This window comes from Leeia aquatica, assembly GCF_012641365.1.
Lineage (GTDB): Bacteria > Pseudomonadota > Gammaproteobacteria > Burkholderiales > Leeiaceae > Leeia > Leeia aquatica.
In genome coordinates this window covers 564,482-579,423 of sequence record NZ_JABAIM010000002.1, presented here as the reverse complement: position 1 = coordinate 579,423, position 14,942 = coordinate 564,482, and the positions used below count along the sequence as shown (strand labels likewise).

11 protein-coding genes and 3 tRNA genes are annotated in these 14,942 nt (G+C 60.0%); 11 read left to right on the top strand and 3 right to left on the bottom strand.

Annotated elements, in window-relative coordinates; genetic code table 11:
* Positions 1-66 precede the first annotated feature (66 nt).
* The 4 genes from HF682_RS11890 to HF682_RS11875 all read left to right on the top strand — a co-directional run bounded on the left by HF682_RS11890 (position 67) and on the right by HF682_RS11875 (position 2,339).
* A tRNA-Asp gene (locus HF682_RS11890) sits at positions 67-143 on the top strand.
* 34 nt (positions 144-177) lie between these two features.
* A tRNA-Val gene (locus HF682_RS11885) sits at positions 178-252 on the top strand.
* Positions 253-309: 57 nt separating this feature from the next.
* Positions 310-386, top strand: a tRNA-Asp gene (locus tag HF682_RS11880).
* 120 nt (positions 387-506) lie between these two features.
* Positions 507-2,339 carry a SurA N-terminal domain-containing protein gene (locus tag HF682_RS11875; RefSeq protein ID WP_168877495.1) on the top strand — a complete coding sequence of 611 codons (1,833 nt, stop codon included), beginning with the start codon at positions 507-509 and terminating at the stop codon, positions 2,337-2,339.
* 67 nt (positions 2,340-2,406) lie between these two features.
* On the opposite strand, the gene fabI is transcribed toward HF682_RS11875, so the two are convergent.
* Positions 2,407-3,192 carry an enoyl-ACP reductase FabI gene (gene fabI, locus HF682_RS11870; protein WP_168877494.1) on the bottom strand — a complete coding sequence of 262 codons (786 nt, stop codon included), beginning with the start codon at positions 3,190-3,192 and terminating at the stop codon, positions 2,407-2,409.
* A 198-nt stretch (positions 3,193-3,390) separates the two neighbouring features.
* On the opposite strand from fabI, the gene HF682_RS11865 reads away from it, so the two are divergent.
* On the top strand, positions 3,391-6,183 hold the full coding sequence (locus HF682_RS11865) for a putative bifunctional diguanylate cyclase/phosphodiesterase (RefSeq protein ID WP_168877493.1): 2,793 nt from the start codon (positions 3,391-3,393) through the stop codon (positions 6,181-6,183).
* Between the two features lie 10 nt (positions 6,184-6,193).
* On the opposite strand, the gene metG is transcribed toward HF682_RS11865, so the two are convergent.
* Positions 6,194-8,278 (bottom strand): methionine--tRNA ligase, encoded by a 2,085-nt coding sequence (gene metG, locus HF682_RS11860; RefSeq protein ID WP_168877492.1) that lies wholly within the window; start codon positions 8,276-8,278, stop codon positions 6,194-6,196.
* 170 nt (positions 8,279-8,448) lie between these two features.
* On the opposite strand from metG, the gene apbC reads away from it, so the two are divergent.
* On the top strand, positions 8,449-9,540 hold the full coding sequence (apbC, locus tag HF682_RS11855) for an iron-sulfur cluster carrier protein ApbC (RefSeq protein WP_168877491.1): 1,092 nt from the start codon (positions 8,449-8,451) through the stop codon (positions 9,538-9,540).
* 18 nt (positions 9,541-9,558) lie between these two features.
* Here the strand turns inward: apbC and HF682_RS11850 are convergent, their stop codons facing one another.
* Positions 9,559-9,957: a hypothetical protein gene (locus HF682_RS11850; RefSeq protein ID WP_168877490.1), complete on the bottom strand. Its 399-nt coding sequence runs from the start codon at positions 9,955-9,957 to the stop codon at positions 9,559-9,561.
* A 122-nt stretch (positions 9,958-10,079) separates the two neighbouring features.
* Here HF682_RS11850 and dcd point away from each other — a divergent pair, with 122 nt between their 5' ends.
* The 5 genes from dcd (at position 10,080) to HF682_RS11825 (ending at position 14,776) form a co-directional block, all read left to right on the top strand.
* Positions 10,080-10,652 (top strand): dCTP deaminase, encoded by a 573-nt coding sequence (dcd, locus tag HF682_RS11845; protein ID WP_168877489.1) that lies wholly within the window; start codon positions 10,080-10,082, stop codon positions 10,650-10,652.
* Positions 10,653-10,666: 14 nt separating this feature from the next.
* Positions 10,667-11,344 carry a response regulator transcription factor gene (locus tag HF682_RS11840; protein ID WP_168877488.1) on the top strand — a complete coding sequence of 226 codons (678 nt, stop codon included), beginning with the start codon at positions 10,667-10,669 and terminating at the stop codon, positions 11,342-11,344.
* The gene (locus HF682_RS11835) at positions 11,341-12,759 is read left to right on the top strand and encodes a sensor histidine kinase (RefSeq protein ID WP_168877487.1); all 1,419 of its coding nucleotides are present in this window, start codon (positions 11,341-11,343) and stop codon (positions 12,757-12,759) included. The genes HF682_RS11840 and HF682_RS11835 overlap by 4 nt, the downstream gene beginning before the upstream one ends.
* Positions 12,760-12,863: 104 nt before the next feature.
* Positions 12,864-13,286: an EamA family transporter gene (locus HF682_RS11830; protein WP_168877486.1), complete on the top strand. Its 423-nt coding sequence runs from the start codon at positions 12,864-12,866 to the stop codon at positions 13,284-13,286.
* Between the two features lie 230 nt (positions 13,287-13,516).
* Positions 13,517-14,776: an ABC transporter substrate-binding protein gene (locus HF682_RS11825; protein WP_308418731.1), complete on the top strand. Its 1,260-nt coding sequence runs from the start codon at positions 13,517-13,519 to the stop codon at positions 14,774-14,776.
* The last annotated feature ends 166 nt before the right edge of the window (positions 14,777-14,942 follow it).

Genomic DNA, 14,942 nt, shown 5'->3' with positions numbered 1-14,942 from the left:
AAAGTGGTAGACAAACACAAAATGCCTCGCTAAAATGCGCGCTCTTTTCGATTCAAGCCTGACTGCGGAGCGGTAGTTCAGTTGGTCAGAATACCGGCCTGTCACGCCGGGGGTCGCGGGTTCGAGCCCCGTCCGCTCCGCCAAACAAGCTTGAAATCGGAATCGCCACCCAGGTTCGGGCGGTTAGCTCAGGGGTAGAGCACTGCCTTCACACGGCAGGGGTCACTGGTTCGATCCCAGTATCGCCCACCACGAATTTGGTGTCGCAAGACGCCGGATGTGCAGGAAAACCTGCAGGTCCAACAGTTTGGAGCGGTAGTTCAGTTGGTCAGAATACCGGCCTGTCACGCCGGGGGTCGCGGGTTCGAGCCCCGTCCGCTCCGCCAGCAGTAATGAAAAAGGGCAAGCGCAAGCTTGCCCTTTTTCATTGTCCTGATTTCTGTTAAGCTCAGCCGCTTTGCAAACCCTTGCCTGCTGCAGTGGCAGGCCTGTCGCAGGATTCGCCGATGTTTGATTTCGTAGAGAACAATCGCACCGCCATCAAGATCGTACTGGGTGCGGTCACTGTCGCCATGGTGATTGGCTTGGGGGCTGGCTATGTGAATAGCCCTGGCAGTACCACGGTGGCCGAGGTGGACGGACATGGCATTGATATCCGTGACTTGGCGCGACGGCTGCAAGGTAACGCCGATGCTGCGCAACGGCAGGCCGTTTTGCAGCAAATGATCCAGGAAAAGATGCTGGCGCGCCAGGCTAGCCGCCTGCAGCTGGCGGTGACAGACTCGGTGGTGCAGCAGACGATCCAGGCGATGCCGGAGTTCCAGGTCAAGGGCAAGTTTGATTTTGCACGCTACCAGCAAATGCTGAATGGCTCCGGGCGCTACACGGAAGCGTCTTTTGAAGCGGAGCAGCGCGAGAAGTTGGCGATCCGTAACGTATTGGGGCCGCTGGCCGAATCCTCTCTGGTCAGCAATGCCCAAGTGGATGCCTATTGGCAAATGCGTGGGCAACAACGCGAGATAGCCCTGCTGCCCATCCCGGCAACGGACTACACTGCGGCAGTCAAGCTCGATGATAAAGCCATCAAGCAGTATTACGATACGCATCTGGCCCAGTATGCGGTGGCAGAGCGGGTCAAGCTGGAGTACGTGATTCTGGATGCCGACTCCCAGCTGCCCAAGGTCCAGCTGGCAGCGGGTGCCGTTGAAGCGGAGTACAAGGCGAATCCCAAACTGTACGATCTGGCGCAACGCCGCATCAGCCATATCATGCTGACTGCGCCTGCGGATGCCAAGCCGGAAGACAAAGCCAAGGTCAAGGCGCATGCGGAAGCGCTGCTGGCAGAACTGAAGAAGGCGCCACAGGATTTTGCTGCAGTGGCCAAGGTGCAGTCACAGGACAGCAGTTCTGCTGAGAATGGCGGCGATCTGGGTGTGCTCAATCAAGGGGAGCTGGGTGAAGCTGCGCTCGACAAGGCCGCGTTCAGTTTGCCGCTCAACGGTATCAGTGAAGTGGTGGAGTCCCGCTTTGGCTACCACATCCTGCAGGTGACGGAGATCAAGCCGACGGGGCTGGAGGCCGCACGACCACAGATTGAGCTGAAGTTGAAACAACAGGAAGGTGCCAAGCTGGTAGCGCGTGACACCACCGCGTTTGACAATATGCTGACGGAACAGGGCAAGAGCCTGAAACCGGTGGCGGACAAGTTTGGTCTGCAAGTACGGCAAAGTGACTGGATGGACCGCAAGCTGGCGCTGAATGCGGAGCTGAACACGGCTGAAGTGCGGGATGCCGTGTTCCAGCAGGATGTGCTCAAAGGCTATAACACCGCCATGGTGCCGCTGGGGACCAATCGTTACTTCGCCGCCCGCATAGTGGCGCGTGAGGCAGCCCGTACCAAGACGCTGGCAGAAGTGACGCCGGTGATCCGCAGCCTGCTGACGCAACAGCAAGCGACCAAGCTGGCGCGTGCAGAGGCTGAATCACGGTTGAAAGCCGCCCAAGCCGGGCAGGAGCCTGCTGGCAACTGGTCGACGGTCGAGAAAGTCAGTCGTGCTAACCCAGGCCCGCTGAATGAAGCCAGCCTCAAGGCGGTATTTGCTGCTGGGGTCCAGAAGCTGCCGGCCTATGTGGTGCTTGATCTGCCCAAGGGGGGCTCAGGGCTGGTGCGCATCAGCAAGGTGGAAGCCCCGGCGGCGCTGACGCCTGAGCTGCGCAAGCTGATCCGCTTGCAGATGGCGCAGGCGATGGGCATGCAGGAAATGCTGGGATACCAGAAGTGGCTGCAAGGCGAGATGAAGGTGGAAGTGCACAGCAAGCTGCTGCAGCAAGCACAGTAAGCCCAAGCGTCACTCCCATGAAAAAAGGCACCCGAAGGTGCCTTTTTTCATGGGGCAAGTAACGCGTTCAAGCTTCGTCCAGCACCCCGGCGGTAACGTTGAAGCCCGCATCCACATAGGTGACTTCACCGGTAATGCCGCTGGCCAGATCACTCATCATGAAAGCGACCACATTGCCCACCTCTTCAATGGTCACATTCCGCTTGAGCGGGGAGCGGGTTTCGGCAATCTTCAGCAGCGAGCGGAAGTTGGAAATGCCGCTGGCGGCCAGTGTCCGGATCGGACCGGCAGAAACCGCATTCACCCGGTGACCTTCCGCACCCAGGCTGGTAGCCATGTAGCGGACATTGGCTTCCAGACTTGCCTTGGCCAGGCCCATCACATTGTAGTTCGGCATCACCCGTTCTGCCCCCAGATAGGTGAGGGTGAGCAGGGCCGAATTCGGGGCCAGCATCGGGCGGGCGGCTTTGGCCATGGCGGCAAAGCTGTAGGAACTGATATCGTGGGCAATGCGGAAGGCTTCGCGATTGACCGAATCCAGGTAGTCACCGGACAGGGCTTCACGTGGCGCAAAGCCGATGGAGTGGACAAAGCCATCTAGTGTGTCCCAGTGCTGCTTCAGGCCAGCGAACAGGGCATCAATTTCCTCATCACTGCTCACATCGCAGCGGAGCAGGATGTTGCTGCCAAACTCGGCGGCCATTTCGGCTACACGGTCTTTCAGATCATCGTTCACATACGTAAACGCGAGTTCTGCGCCTTCTCGGTGCATGGCTTGTGCAATCCCGTAGGCGATCGACCGGTTGGACAGCAGGCCGGTAATCAGGATGCGCTTGTTGGCCAGAAATCCCATAGACTCCTCACATTTGTCTGGTGGTTGCTACCTGCGCATTATACCGCAGGCGCAGCTTGCATTGATGACTGTCTCTTGTTGGACTAAGGTGTAATAAAGCGCATGCACTGAACAGCAAGGGGGCGCAAACTGGATAGCCAATGGAACAGCCCGGCATGGCTGGAGAAACTCTGGCGGCTGACCCGGGCAGAGCAAGTATTGCACCTGCTGCAAACCGTGCTACCAGAGCAAGGTTGGGCTTGGTATGTCTGCGGCGATTTCTGGTTGCAGCGTCAGGCTGCGGCGGAGCCGGCGCAGTGGCCAGAAAGCTTGTCCCTGCGCGAGCTGGCCGAGGTGTGTGGGCAGCGGCATGCCGGGCGTTGGACCACCGGCTGGGCGGAGCAGCCGCTTGGCTATCTGGTGGTGCCGGGTGTGGAAAGCGGCGATGGTGTCATGCAGATGGTGGCCCTGCGCCTGGGCGACCTGCTGCAGCGTGAGCAGTTGCGGCGCACGCGACGTACCCAGCGTGCCTTGTTTCAGATCGCGCACCTCTCCAGCAGTGAGCGTGAACCTGGCCGCTTTCTGCAGCAGACACACCAGATCATTCGTGAGCTGATGTATGTGGAGAACTTCTTCGTCAGCCTGTGTGACAACGATCACAAGCGCATTCGCTTTCCCTACTATGCTGATCTGGTTGATGTGGACCACATTCCGGCACCCGATGAATGGGAGTCCATAGACGGCGAGGTGGTGTCACTGACCGGGGCGGTACTGTCACGCGGGCAGGTGCTGTCCTTGACGCGCGCGGAGCTGAACCGTGCTTTGCAAGCCGGTGAGCTGCGCTGTATTGGCCAGCCCCCGGAGTACTGGCTGGGTGTGCCGGTGCATGATGGTGAAGGCACTGTATTTGGTGCCGTGGTGACCCAGTCCTATTTGCCCGAACAGGTGCTCAGCTCGGAAGACCGGGCGCTCTTTTTGGCGGTGGCTCAGCATATCGGGCTCGGTCTGGATCGCATTCTGCACCGCGCCAATCTGGAGGAGCAGGTGGCGGCGCGGACGGTGGAGTTGTCATCATTGAACCAGCAATTGCAGCTGGAAGTGGAAGAGCGTCAGCGCGCCGAGCATTTGCAGTCCGTGCTGCTGACCATCGCCGAGATCTCCAGCCGTCGTGGCAGACTGGATGACTTCTATGCGGAGCTGCACAAGGCGCTGCAACAGTTGCTGCATGCTGACAACTGCTATGTGGCCTTGTATGACCGCGAAACCGATCTGATCAGTTTTCCCTACTATGTGGACGGGGACAACCCGGTGCCCGCAGATCGGCATCCCGCTAATGGGCTGACTGAGTGCGTGATTGAGCGAGGATCGCCCATCCTGCTGTCGCAGGCAGATGTTATGACCCTGCGGGAGCAAGGTGCCGTGAAGTCGCGGCGCCTCGATGAGCAGGAACCCCAGTCCTGGCTGGGAGCACCGTTGCTGGATGGTGACCAGGTATGTGGGGTGCTTGCCGTGCAAAGCTACGACGCGCGGCACTGCTATGTACCGCGCGATATGGAGCTGCTCAGTTTCGTCTCGGCCCATATCGCCAATGCGGTGACAAGACGTCAGGCTGCAGCGGCACTGGACTCGGCCTATCAGGAACTGGAGAACCGGGTGCAGCAGCGTACGCAGGAGCTGGACGAGGTCAATGCCCGGCTGCGCTATGACAATCTGCACGACACTCTGACCGGCCTGCCCAATCGCAGTCACCTGTTGAGCCGGATTGAGCAGTCGCTGGCCAGCAAGGCCCGCTTTGCCGTGATGTTCATTGATCTGGATCGTTTCAAGGTCATCAACGACAGCATGGGGCATCTGGCGGGCGACCAGCTCCTCATCGCCGCCGCGCAGCGGCTGCGTGAGTGTTTGCGCACAGAGGATTTGCTGGCCCGGCTCGGAGGGGATGAATTCGCCGTACTGGCTCCGGATGCGCCGGCCAAGGCGGCAGAAAAACTGGCTCAGCGTATTGTAGAGATGTTTGACCGCCCGTTTACCTTGATGGGGCAATCGGTCTTCACCAGCTGTAGTATCGGCATTGTGACCACAGATGTGCAGCATCGACAGACGGCCAGTGACTTGCTGCGTGATGCCGATATTGCCATGTATCAGGCCAAGGCCAATGGCCGCGATGGCTATGTGCTGTTCAGCCGCATGCTGCGGCGCAAGGTCAGCGGACAGGTGGAAACCGAGACCGCCTTGCGGCGGGCGCTGAAGGAAACCAGCCAGCTGATCCCGTACTATCAGCCGATCGCTGATCTGGACAATGGTCAGGTAGTGGCGCTGGAGGCGTTGATCCGCTGGCGCAGGGGGCCTGACAACATTTTGTCGCCCGCTGCCTTCTTGCTGGAGGCCGAAGGGTCTCGCCTGATTGGGCGTATCGACTTGTACATGCTGGAGCAGGTATGCCGCTGGTTAGCCAGTCACGAGGCCCGCGACTGTCCGCCGGTGCATGTTAATTGCTCCAGCTATAGCATGTCCCGCAGTGAGCTGGTGGATGAGGTGATGGCCTTGTTGCACCGTTATCACGTACCTCCTGAACGGATCCAGCTGGAGCTGACCGAGAGTGCCTTGCTGGCCGATCCTGATCTGGCAGCACGTACCCTGGATCGCTTGCGGGCCAATGGCATCAAGGTGGTGCTCGATGATTTTGGCACCGGCTTCTCCTCGCTCAGCTATTTGCACCGTTTTCACTTTGATGCGCTGAAGATCGACCGCTCGTTTGTGCTGGATGTGCTGAACAAACCCCAGAGTGAGGCCATCATCCGCACCATTGTACGTTTGGCGGAGACCTTGGGCCTGGATCTGGTGGCGGAGGGAGTGGAGGATGTGGCGGTCCTGCAGCGGCTGAAGGACATCGGGGTGTCCAAAATACAGGGCTATGTACTGGATCGACCGGTACCCGCGCAGGACATTCAGCTGACGATCTGGCTGGAGCGCCTGCGTGGCTTTTTGCAGAAAGCCACGCCAAAACTCTGATCGAGCAGGATTAGCGGATACGCATGCCAGGTAAGGCGCCCTCATGCGGCTCCAGCAGGAACACGCCGCTGTCATCGCTGCTACCGCTGGCGGCCAGGACCATGCCTTCCGACAGCCCAAATTTCATCTTGCGTGGTGCCAGATTGGCGATCATCACCGTGTGCTTGCCGATCAGGCTGACCGGGTCGTAATGGGCCTTGATGCCGGAGAACACGGTACGGGTTTCGCTGCCAATGTCCAGCGTCAGCTTGAGCAGCTTGGCCGCGCCTTCCACGTGTTCGGCGTTCACGATACGGGCAATGCGCAGGTCCACCTTGCTGAAATCGTCAATGCCGACAGTGTCGGCAATCGGCTCAACCGCGCTGGCAGCCGGTTCAGCCGCTGCTGGCTCGGCGGCCGCCGCCAGCGCCTGCTTGTTGTCTTCAATCATGGCGTCTACCTGTTTCTTGTCGATACGGGTCATCAGGTGCTGGTATGGCTGAATGGTGTGGCCCAGCAGCAAGCTGCCTGCATCCTGCCAGGTCAGCGGGCTGATGCAGAGGAAGCCCTCCACCTTTTCGGTCAGCGCGGGCAGCACCGGCTTCAGGTACAAGGTGAGCAGGCGGAACAGGTTGAGCGCCACGCTGCAGACCTGTTGCAGCTGGTGATCCGCGCCTTCCAGTTTGGCCAGCTCCCACGGTTTCATCTCGTCCACGTACTGGTTGGCCAAGTCGGTCAGCGCCATGATGTCGCGCAGGGCTTTGGCGTAATCGCGCGCTTCGTAGTGGGCTGCGATTTCTTCGCTGGCGGCCTGCAGTTTTTCCAGTAGGCGGGTGTCATCCAGCTGGGCTGCCAGCTTGCCGGCAAAGCGCTTGCTGATGAAACCGGCGCTGCGGCTGGCAATGTTGACGAACTTGCCAACCAGATCGCTGTTCACCCGCGCCACGAAGTCTTCCAGATTCAGGTCGATGTCTTCGATACGGTTGTTCAGTTTGGCGGCAAAGTAATAGCGCAGGTATTCCGGACTCAGGTGCTTGAGGTAAGCCCCTGCGTTGATGAAGGTACCGCGCGACTTGGACATCTTGGCGCCATCGACCGTGACAAACCCGTGTGCGAACACCCCGGTAGGCTTGCGGAAGCCACTGAAGTGCAGCATGGCGGGCCAGAACAGGGCGTGGAAGTAGAGAATGTCCTTGCCGATAAAGTGATACAGCTCCGCTTTGCTGTCTTTGCCGAAGAAGGTATTGAAATCCAGCCCGATGCGGTCGCACAGGTTGCGAAACGAAGCCATGTAGCCAATTGGTGCATCCAGCCAGACGTAGAAGAACTTCTTGCCGTCGGTGCCTGGAATCGGAAAACCGAAGTAGGGCGCATCACGGCTGATGTCCCAGTCGGACAGGCCCCCCTCGATCCACTCATTCATCTTGTTCAGCGATTCCGGCTGCAGGTGTGGCTGCACACGACCATCCGCCAGCGTGGTTTCGCCACGGGTCCAGTCACGAAGCATGTCGCTGCACTCGGTCAGCCGGAAGAAGTAATGCTCGGATTCACGCAGTACCGGTGTGGCACCCGATACCGCCGAGTAGGGGTTCTTCAGTTCGGTGGCGGCGTAGGTGGTGCCGCAGACTTCGCAGGCGTCCCCATACTGGTCCTTGGCGCCACACTTCGGGCATTCACCTTTGACGTAGCGGTCCGGCAGGAACATTTCCTTTTCCGGGTCGAACAGCTGGTTGATGGTGCGTACGGCAATCTTGTCATTGGCTTTCAGCGCCGCGTAGATGATTTCGGCGTAGCTGCGGTTTTCATCCGAGTGCGTGCTGTAGTAGTTGTCGTGCTGGATCAGGAAGCCTGCCGAATCTTGCCGGTGCTCTACCAGTGAGCGTGCCACCAGCGCTTCGGGCGTGATGCCTTCCTTTTCGGCGCGCAGCATGATGGGCGCACCGTGGGTGTCGTCCGCACAGATGTAATAGCACTCATGCCCGCGCATTTTCTGGAAGCGCACCCAGATGTCGGTCTGGATCTGCTCCAGCATGTGGCCGAGGTGGATCGGGCCGTTGGCATAGGGCAGGGCGCTGGTGACCAGAATCTGGCGTTTGGCAAAAGGAGGCGTGGTCATGTTAGGGCTTCGGCTGGTAATTGGAACAATAACCCCGCATTCTAAACCATCACCGCGCTGCTGTCGGCAATTCCCGGCTGCCGCAGACGGTTGGCTTTGGTACAATCGGCAGATCAAGCATGGACCCGGCACTGTTCTGCCGGGCGCACACTTCGGCACGAAAGCGCATCATGGCATTCAGCGAACAGGCAGTACGCGAGGTACTGCAACAGCAGATCGACCCCAATACCGGCAAGGACCTGATCAGCAGCAAAGCCGTCAAACGCCTGCACCTGGACGGCAATACCGTGCAGCTGGAGCTGGCCATGCCCTATCCCGGGCAGCGTTTTTTCCCGCAATTTGCTGAGCAGATCCGTCAGGCGGTGCAGGCCGCGACCGGCACCGGGGCCGTGCAGGTGCAGATCCGCAGCGAGATTGTGGCGCATGCCGCGCAGCGGGGCGTGCCGCATATTCCGGGCGTGAAGAATGTGATTGCAGTGGCCAGCGGCAAGGGTGGCGTCGGCAAATCGACAACCGCTGTCAATCTGGCACTGGCGCTGGCTGCGGAGGGTGCGCGCGTGGGGATGCTGGATGCGGATATCTATGGCCCCAGCCAGCCGACCATGCTGGGGGTGGAGAGTGTTCGTCCCGAGTCACCTGACGGCAAACACATGACGCCGGTGCAAGGCCACGGCCTGCAGATCATGTCCATCGGTTTTCTGATTGATCCGGAGCAGCCGATGGTCTGGCGTGGTCCGATGGTCACCCAGGCGCTGCTGCAATTGATCAACGAAACGCAGTGGGACAATCTGGACTATCTGGTGGTGGACCTGCCACCCGGCACCGGCGACATTCAGCTGACGCTGGCGCAGAAGGTGCCGCTGACCGGTGCCGTGATCGTGACCACGCCGCAGGACATTGCACTGATTGATGCCCGCAAGGGCTTGAAGATGTTCGAGAAAGTGAATGTGCCTATTCTCGGCATCGTGGAAAACATGAGCATGCACATTTGCTCCAACTGCGGACACGCTGAGCCGATCTTTGGCGAAGGGGGCGGTGCGCGCATGGGGCAGGACTACAAGGTTGAACTGCTGGGCCAGCTGCCGCTGGACTTGGGCATCCGCCGCAGCACGGATGCGGGCTCGCCGACGGTGGTGGCCGAGCCTGATGGGCAAATCGCGGATATCTACCGGCAGATTGCGCGCCGGGTGGCGGTACGGGTGGGCGACATGCAGCAGGATTTCAGCGCCAAATTCCCGAAGATTGTCATCCAGCAGAACTGAGCGTATTGGGCCTCTTGCTCACTGATAAACGTGCAGGACCTGCACGAGTAGCTGCAGCAACATGCCACTGGCGGTGAGCAAGGCAATCAGCGCGGCAAGCAACAGCACATAGCCACACAGCCCCAGCCAGCGGATGCTGGGGCGCAAGGCCGGAAGGGGCCAGCTGGCGAGCAGGGGCAGCAACAGCAGGCTGCCGCCCAGGATGCCTGCACGAATGGCATCGTCCACCGTGGTGTAGTCATCCAGCAGCCACCAGTAGCACAGTGCGCAGCCCACCAGCACCGCATTGAGGAAGGCCAGCACCCAGCCCGCCGGCCCGCCCAGCATCTCCCAGAAACGTTGCCAACGTTTGAGCTTGACCGGCGCTGTGGATGAGGACGGCTCAGTCGGCGCAGGATCGGGTGCGGCGGGGTCCATGATGCTCAGTCCTGTTGTCATTGTCATTTCAGGGTCCGGTGTGGGGCATTGGCGCAGCATGCCGGTTCAACGTTACAATAGACCATTGCTGCAAGCCGTGCAGTAGATTGAAAGGGGAGCAGATGTCCATCAAGTCCGACAAGTGGATACGCCGCATGGCCGAGCAACACGGCATGATCGAGCCCTTTGAGCCGGGCCAGGTGAAAGAAGTTCACGGACAGCGTGTGGTGTCATATGGTACCTCCAGTTATGGCTATGACATACGTTGCGCCAATGAATTCAAAATCTTCACCAATATCAACAGCACCATCGTGGACCCCAAGGATTTCGACCACAACAACTTTGTCGATTTTCAGGGTGACGTCTGCATCATCCCGCCGAATTCCTTTGCCTTGGCGCGCACGGTAGAGTATTTCCGCATCCCGCGCGAAGTGCTGACCATTTGCCTGGGCAAGTCCACCTACGCCCGCTGCGGCATCATCGTCAACGTCACCCCGTTTGAGCCGGAGTGGGAAGGCTATGTGACGCTGGAGTTCTCCAACACCACGCCGCTGCCTGCCAAGATTTATGCCAATGAAGGTTGCGCGCAGGTGCTGTTCTTCGAAGCGGATGCTGATGATGTCTGCGAAACCTCCTACCGCGACCGCGGTGGCAAATACCAAGGGCAGGTGGGTGTCACCTTGCCCAAAACCTGACCGGGCAGAGCGGCATGCGCCTGTTTCTTGCAGAAGACGACACCATCCTGGCGGACGCGCTGTGCACCGGTCTGGGCAAGCATGGCTTTACGGTGGAGTGGGAGACCGATGGCGCGGTGGCTGAGCGGCGCTTGCTGAATGGAGAGTTTGACCTCGCCATTCTGGATATTGGCCTGCCCTCGCTGGATGGACTCACCCTGCTGCGGCGGGTTCGCATGCTCAAGCCCTCGCTGCCCATTCTGCTGCTCACCGCGCTGGACGGGCTGGACAACCGGGTGGCCGGGCTGGACGCGGGTGCGGATGATTACCTGGCCAAACCCTTCGAATTCCCCGAGCTGGAAGCCCGCTTGCGCGCCTTGATGCGTCGCAGCCATATCCTACCGCCTTCTGCTCAGCAGTTTGGCGAACTGATGCTGGACCGCGCTGCGCAACGCGCCTGGTACGCGGGTACCCCGCTGGATCTGTCGGCTCGCGAGCTGGCGGTGCTGGACATCCTGATCTCCCGGCGTGACCGGGTGGTGACCAAGGAACAGATCGCGGAAGGCTTGACCGAAGAGCCGAGCGAGGTGGGGCTGAACGCCATCGAGGTCTATATCCACCGGCTGCGCAAGAAACTGGAACCCTGCCATGTTGGTATCCGCACCATACGCGGCTTGGGTTATCTGCTGGAACAGCAGGGCAGCGAAGCGTGACCCAGCGCTGGGCCAAAGCCAATCTGGGGCCCAGGAAGCTGTCCTTGCGGCGGCTGCTGTTGATCTGGTTGCTGCTGCCTCAGCTGGTACTGTGGGTGGCGGGGGCTTGGGTCAGCTACAACGTGGCCTTGCGCTACGCCAATATCGCGATTGACCGCAGCCTGTGGCAATCCAGTAAAGCCTTGGCCCGGCAGGTGCAGCCGCTGGGCGGCGGCCTGTATATTGACTTCCCCAAGGCGGCACAGCAGATTCTGGAAGAAGACCCGGATGACCGGGTGTACTACATGGTCAGCACCCCTCCGGGCCGTTTTATCCTGGGCAACCGTAATTTGCCACCGGTACCGTCACGCCAGAGCGTGCACCTGAATGATCCCTTCTTTTACGATGGCAAACTGGGCAGCCTGACCGTCCGCGTGGCGGCGTTGTACCTCAACTATGGCTCGGTTAAACAGCCGCAGTTGCTGCTGGTGCAGGTGGCCAAGGGGGTGGTGGCGAGGGAAGAGCTGGCGCGCGAGATTCTGTACGCCACCGTGGTGCCCCTGTCCATCCTGATGGGCCTGACCAGCGTGCTGGTGTGGAGCGGGATCAGCCGTGGCCTTAACCCCTTGCGGCGCCTGCGCCGGCAGGTCGAGAATCGCAACCCGCAAGATCTGGCACCAATCGAATTGCACAGCGCGCCGGACGAGGTGCGCTCGCTGGCCGAGGCGCTGAATGCCCTGCTGGGCGCCGTCAACCACAGTATCAGTGTGCAGCGCCGCTTTATCGGCGATGCTGCGCACCAGCTGCGCACGCCGCTGGCAGGGCTGAAATCACAGACTGAACTGGCCATGCAGGAAACTGACCCTGCCCAGCTGCGCGAGCGCTTGCAGCGGGTGCATACCAGTGCCACCCGCAGCATTCACCTGGTCAACCAGCTGTTGACGCTGGCCCGGGCAGAGCCTGAGCAGGAGCATGCCTTGCTGCGGGCACCGGTGGAGCTGGGCAAGCTGTTACGGGAAGTGACCGCCGAGGCTGTACCCCGTGCCTTGCAGGCCGGGGTGGATCTGGGGTGCGAGGTCGGGGCGGAGGCGGTGCACATTGCGGGCAATAGTGCGCTGTTGCGCGAGTTGCTGCTGAACCTGATCGATAATGCCAACCGCTATGTTGGGCAAAACGGTACGGTGACCGTCCGCTTGCGTCGGGAGGGCGACAAGGCCGTGGTTGAAGTGGAGGATGACGGACCGGGCATCGCCGAAGCGGACAAGGAGCGCGTGTTCGAGCGCTTCTATCGAGGGGTGCAAACGGGTAATGGTTGCGGACTGGGCCTGGCCATCGTACAGGAAATCGCCCGCCGTCATGCCGCCGAAGTGCTGCTGCAGGATGTGGTGCCGCACGGCTTGCGGGTGCAGGTCCGTTTCCCGCTGGAGGCGGACTGATTGCTGGCTTGAATGCAGGATGGCTGCAATGGTCATGCCTGGCCTGGTACCCGGTCGGTAAGTCCAAACGCCTGTGATGCAGTGCAATGGGAAGGAGGGTGAACATGGAGCGCTGGGTGGGCTATGCCGTGGTATCCATGTTTTTTGCGGGCTTTACTTCTGTGGTCGCCAAGCAAGGGTTACAGGGCATCTCGGCGGAGCTGGGCTTGACCGTGCGTACGCTGTTTGTCGCCCTCTTCATTCTGCTGTTTGCCGCGCAAGCGGTACCACTGTCCAGCTGGCAGACCTTGCATGGGCGTAATCTGCTGTGGCTGGGCCTGTCGGGTGTGACCACCGCCATTTCCTGGGTGTTTTATTACAAGGCGCTGAAGGCCGGTGATGTGGCCACCGTGGCCCTGATCGACAAGGGGAGTGTCGTGGTGGCCATGCTGCTGGCCTGGTTGCTGCTGCGAGAGCAGATCAGCGTGCGCATGCTGCTGGGCGCTGCCTTGATTGTCAGCGGCTTGCTGGTGATTGCCCGCAAGTAGGCGCTTGCGTGTAGCCATTGGAAGCCAGCTTCAGCGCGGAGCTGACGGTGTGCTGTCATTTGTATGTGCATTTGCTTACCGTGTGCCTCCAAAAAACTTACTCAAAACTTACAAAAGCTATTTACTTCTGTAAGGTAGCTGTCTATAGTGAGCAGCAATTGGCGTGCTGTAACAGGCAGCAACACCAATTTGTCTGTCACCTATAAATTTTTCCTGTAAGGAGAAGAGACGTGTCGCTGAAACTGAAAACCCTGCTCAAAGCCCTGACCGTAGCTGGTGTAGTGAGTGCTGCTGGTGCAGCGGTGGCTGGTGAAGTGGAAGTGCTGCACTGGTGGACCTCCGGTGGTGAGGCCAAATCGGTGGCTGAACTGAAGAAGATGATGCAGGCCAAGGGCCACACCTGGAAAGATTTCGCGGTGGCTGGTGGTGCTGGTGACAATGCCATGACCGTGCTGAAGTCGCGCGTGGTGTCGGGCAACCCGCCTGCAGCTGCACAGATCAAGGGCCCGGCCATCCAGGAATGGGCGGCTGAAGGCGGCGTGGCAGACATCTCTGCCGTTGCCAAGGCCAACAACTGGGACAAGGTGCTGCCGTCTGTCGTGTCCCAGCAGATGAAATACAAGGGCGCTTACGTGGCGGCCCCGGTGAACGTGCACCGCGTGAACTGGCTGTGGGTCAACAAGGCCGCGCTGGACAAGGTGGGCGGCAAGGCTCCGGCCAACTGGGACGAATTCTTCGCGCTGGCCGACAAGTTCAAGGCTGCAGGCATTATCCCGGTCGCACACGGTGGCCAGGACTGGCAAGACTTCACCACCTTTGAAGCGGTGGTGCTGGGTGTCGGTGGTGCCAAGTTCTACAACGATGCACTGGTGAAGCTGGACCAGAAGGCGCTGAAGTCGCCGACCATGGAAAAAGCCCTGACCGTGTTCAAGAAGATCCAGAGCTATGTGGACAAGGGCGCTCCGGGTCGTGACTGGAACCTGGCTACTGCCATGGTGATCCAGGGCAAGGCCGGCATGCAAATCATGGGTGACTGGGCCAAGGGTGAATTCGTTGCTGCTGGCAAGGCACCAGGCACCGACTTCGTCTGCGCAGCGACTCCGGGTTCCGCCAATGCCTACACCTTCAACGTGGACAGCTTCGTGATGTTCAAGCAGAAGGATGCCAACAATGCCAAGGCACAAGGCGATCTGGCTGCTGCCATCCTGAGCCCGGAATTCCAGGAAGTATTCAACCTGAACAAGGGTTCCATCCCGGTACGCACCGACTCCAAGATGGACAAGTTTGACAGCTGCGCCCAGCAGTCCAACAAGGACTTCCTGGCCACGGCCAAGAATGGCGGTCTGCAACCGTCCATCGCCCACGGTATGGCCGTTTCCCCGGCTGCTGCAGGCGCCATCAAGGATGCCGTTTCCAACTACTGGAACACCAACGGCATGAGCGCCAAAGACGCCATGGCCAAGATCGCCGCTGCAGCACAAGCCAAGTAAGCGTTACCAGTCTGACGCAAGCCTTGACGCCGGGCCCAGGCCCGGCGTGAAAAGGGGCACCAGCGTCATGCTGCGTGCCCCTTTTCACTTTCCAATGCCCTGACCGTGCGTCCTGCACGGGGTGTTGTATAGTCAATGCATACAGGCTTGCCTGACGAGCAAAGGT

What these genes read in the sequence shown, in the direction of transcription:
- HF682_RS11875 (WP_168877495.1), top strand. Translation starts at nt 507, where the DNA reads ATGTTTGATTTCGTAGAGAACAATCGCACCGCCATCAAGATCGTACTG.
- fabI (WP_168877494.1), bottom strand. Translation starts at nt 3,192, where the DNA reads ATGGGATTTCTGGCCAACAAGCGCATCCTGATTACCGGCCTGCTGTCC.
- metG (WP_168877492.1), bottom strand. Translation starts at nt 8,278, where the DNA reads ATGACCACGCCTCCTTTTGCCAAACGCCAGATTCTGGTCACCAGCGCC.
- apbC (WP_168877491.1), top strand. Translation starts at nt 8,449, where the DNA reads ATGGCATTCAGCGAACAGGCAGTACGCGAGGTACTGCAACAGCAGATC.
- HF682_RS11850 (WP_168877490.1), bottom strand. Translation starts at nt 9,957, where the DNA reads ATGGACCCCGCCGCACCCGATCCTGCGCCGACTGAGCCGTCCTCATCC.
- dcd (WP_168877489.1), top strand. Translation starts at nt 10,080, where the DNA reads ATGTCCATCAAGTCCGACAAGTGGATACGCCGCATGGCCGAGCAACAC.
- HF682_RS11840 (WP_168877488.1), top strand. Translation starts at nt 10,667, where the DNA reads ATGCGCCTGTTTCTTGCAGAAGACGACACCATCCTGGCGGACGCGCTG.
- HF682_RS11830 (WP_168877486.1), top strand. Translation starts at nt 12,864, where the DNA reads ATGGAGCGCTGGGTGGGCTATGCCGTGGTATCCATGTTTTTTGCGGGC.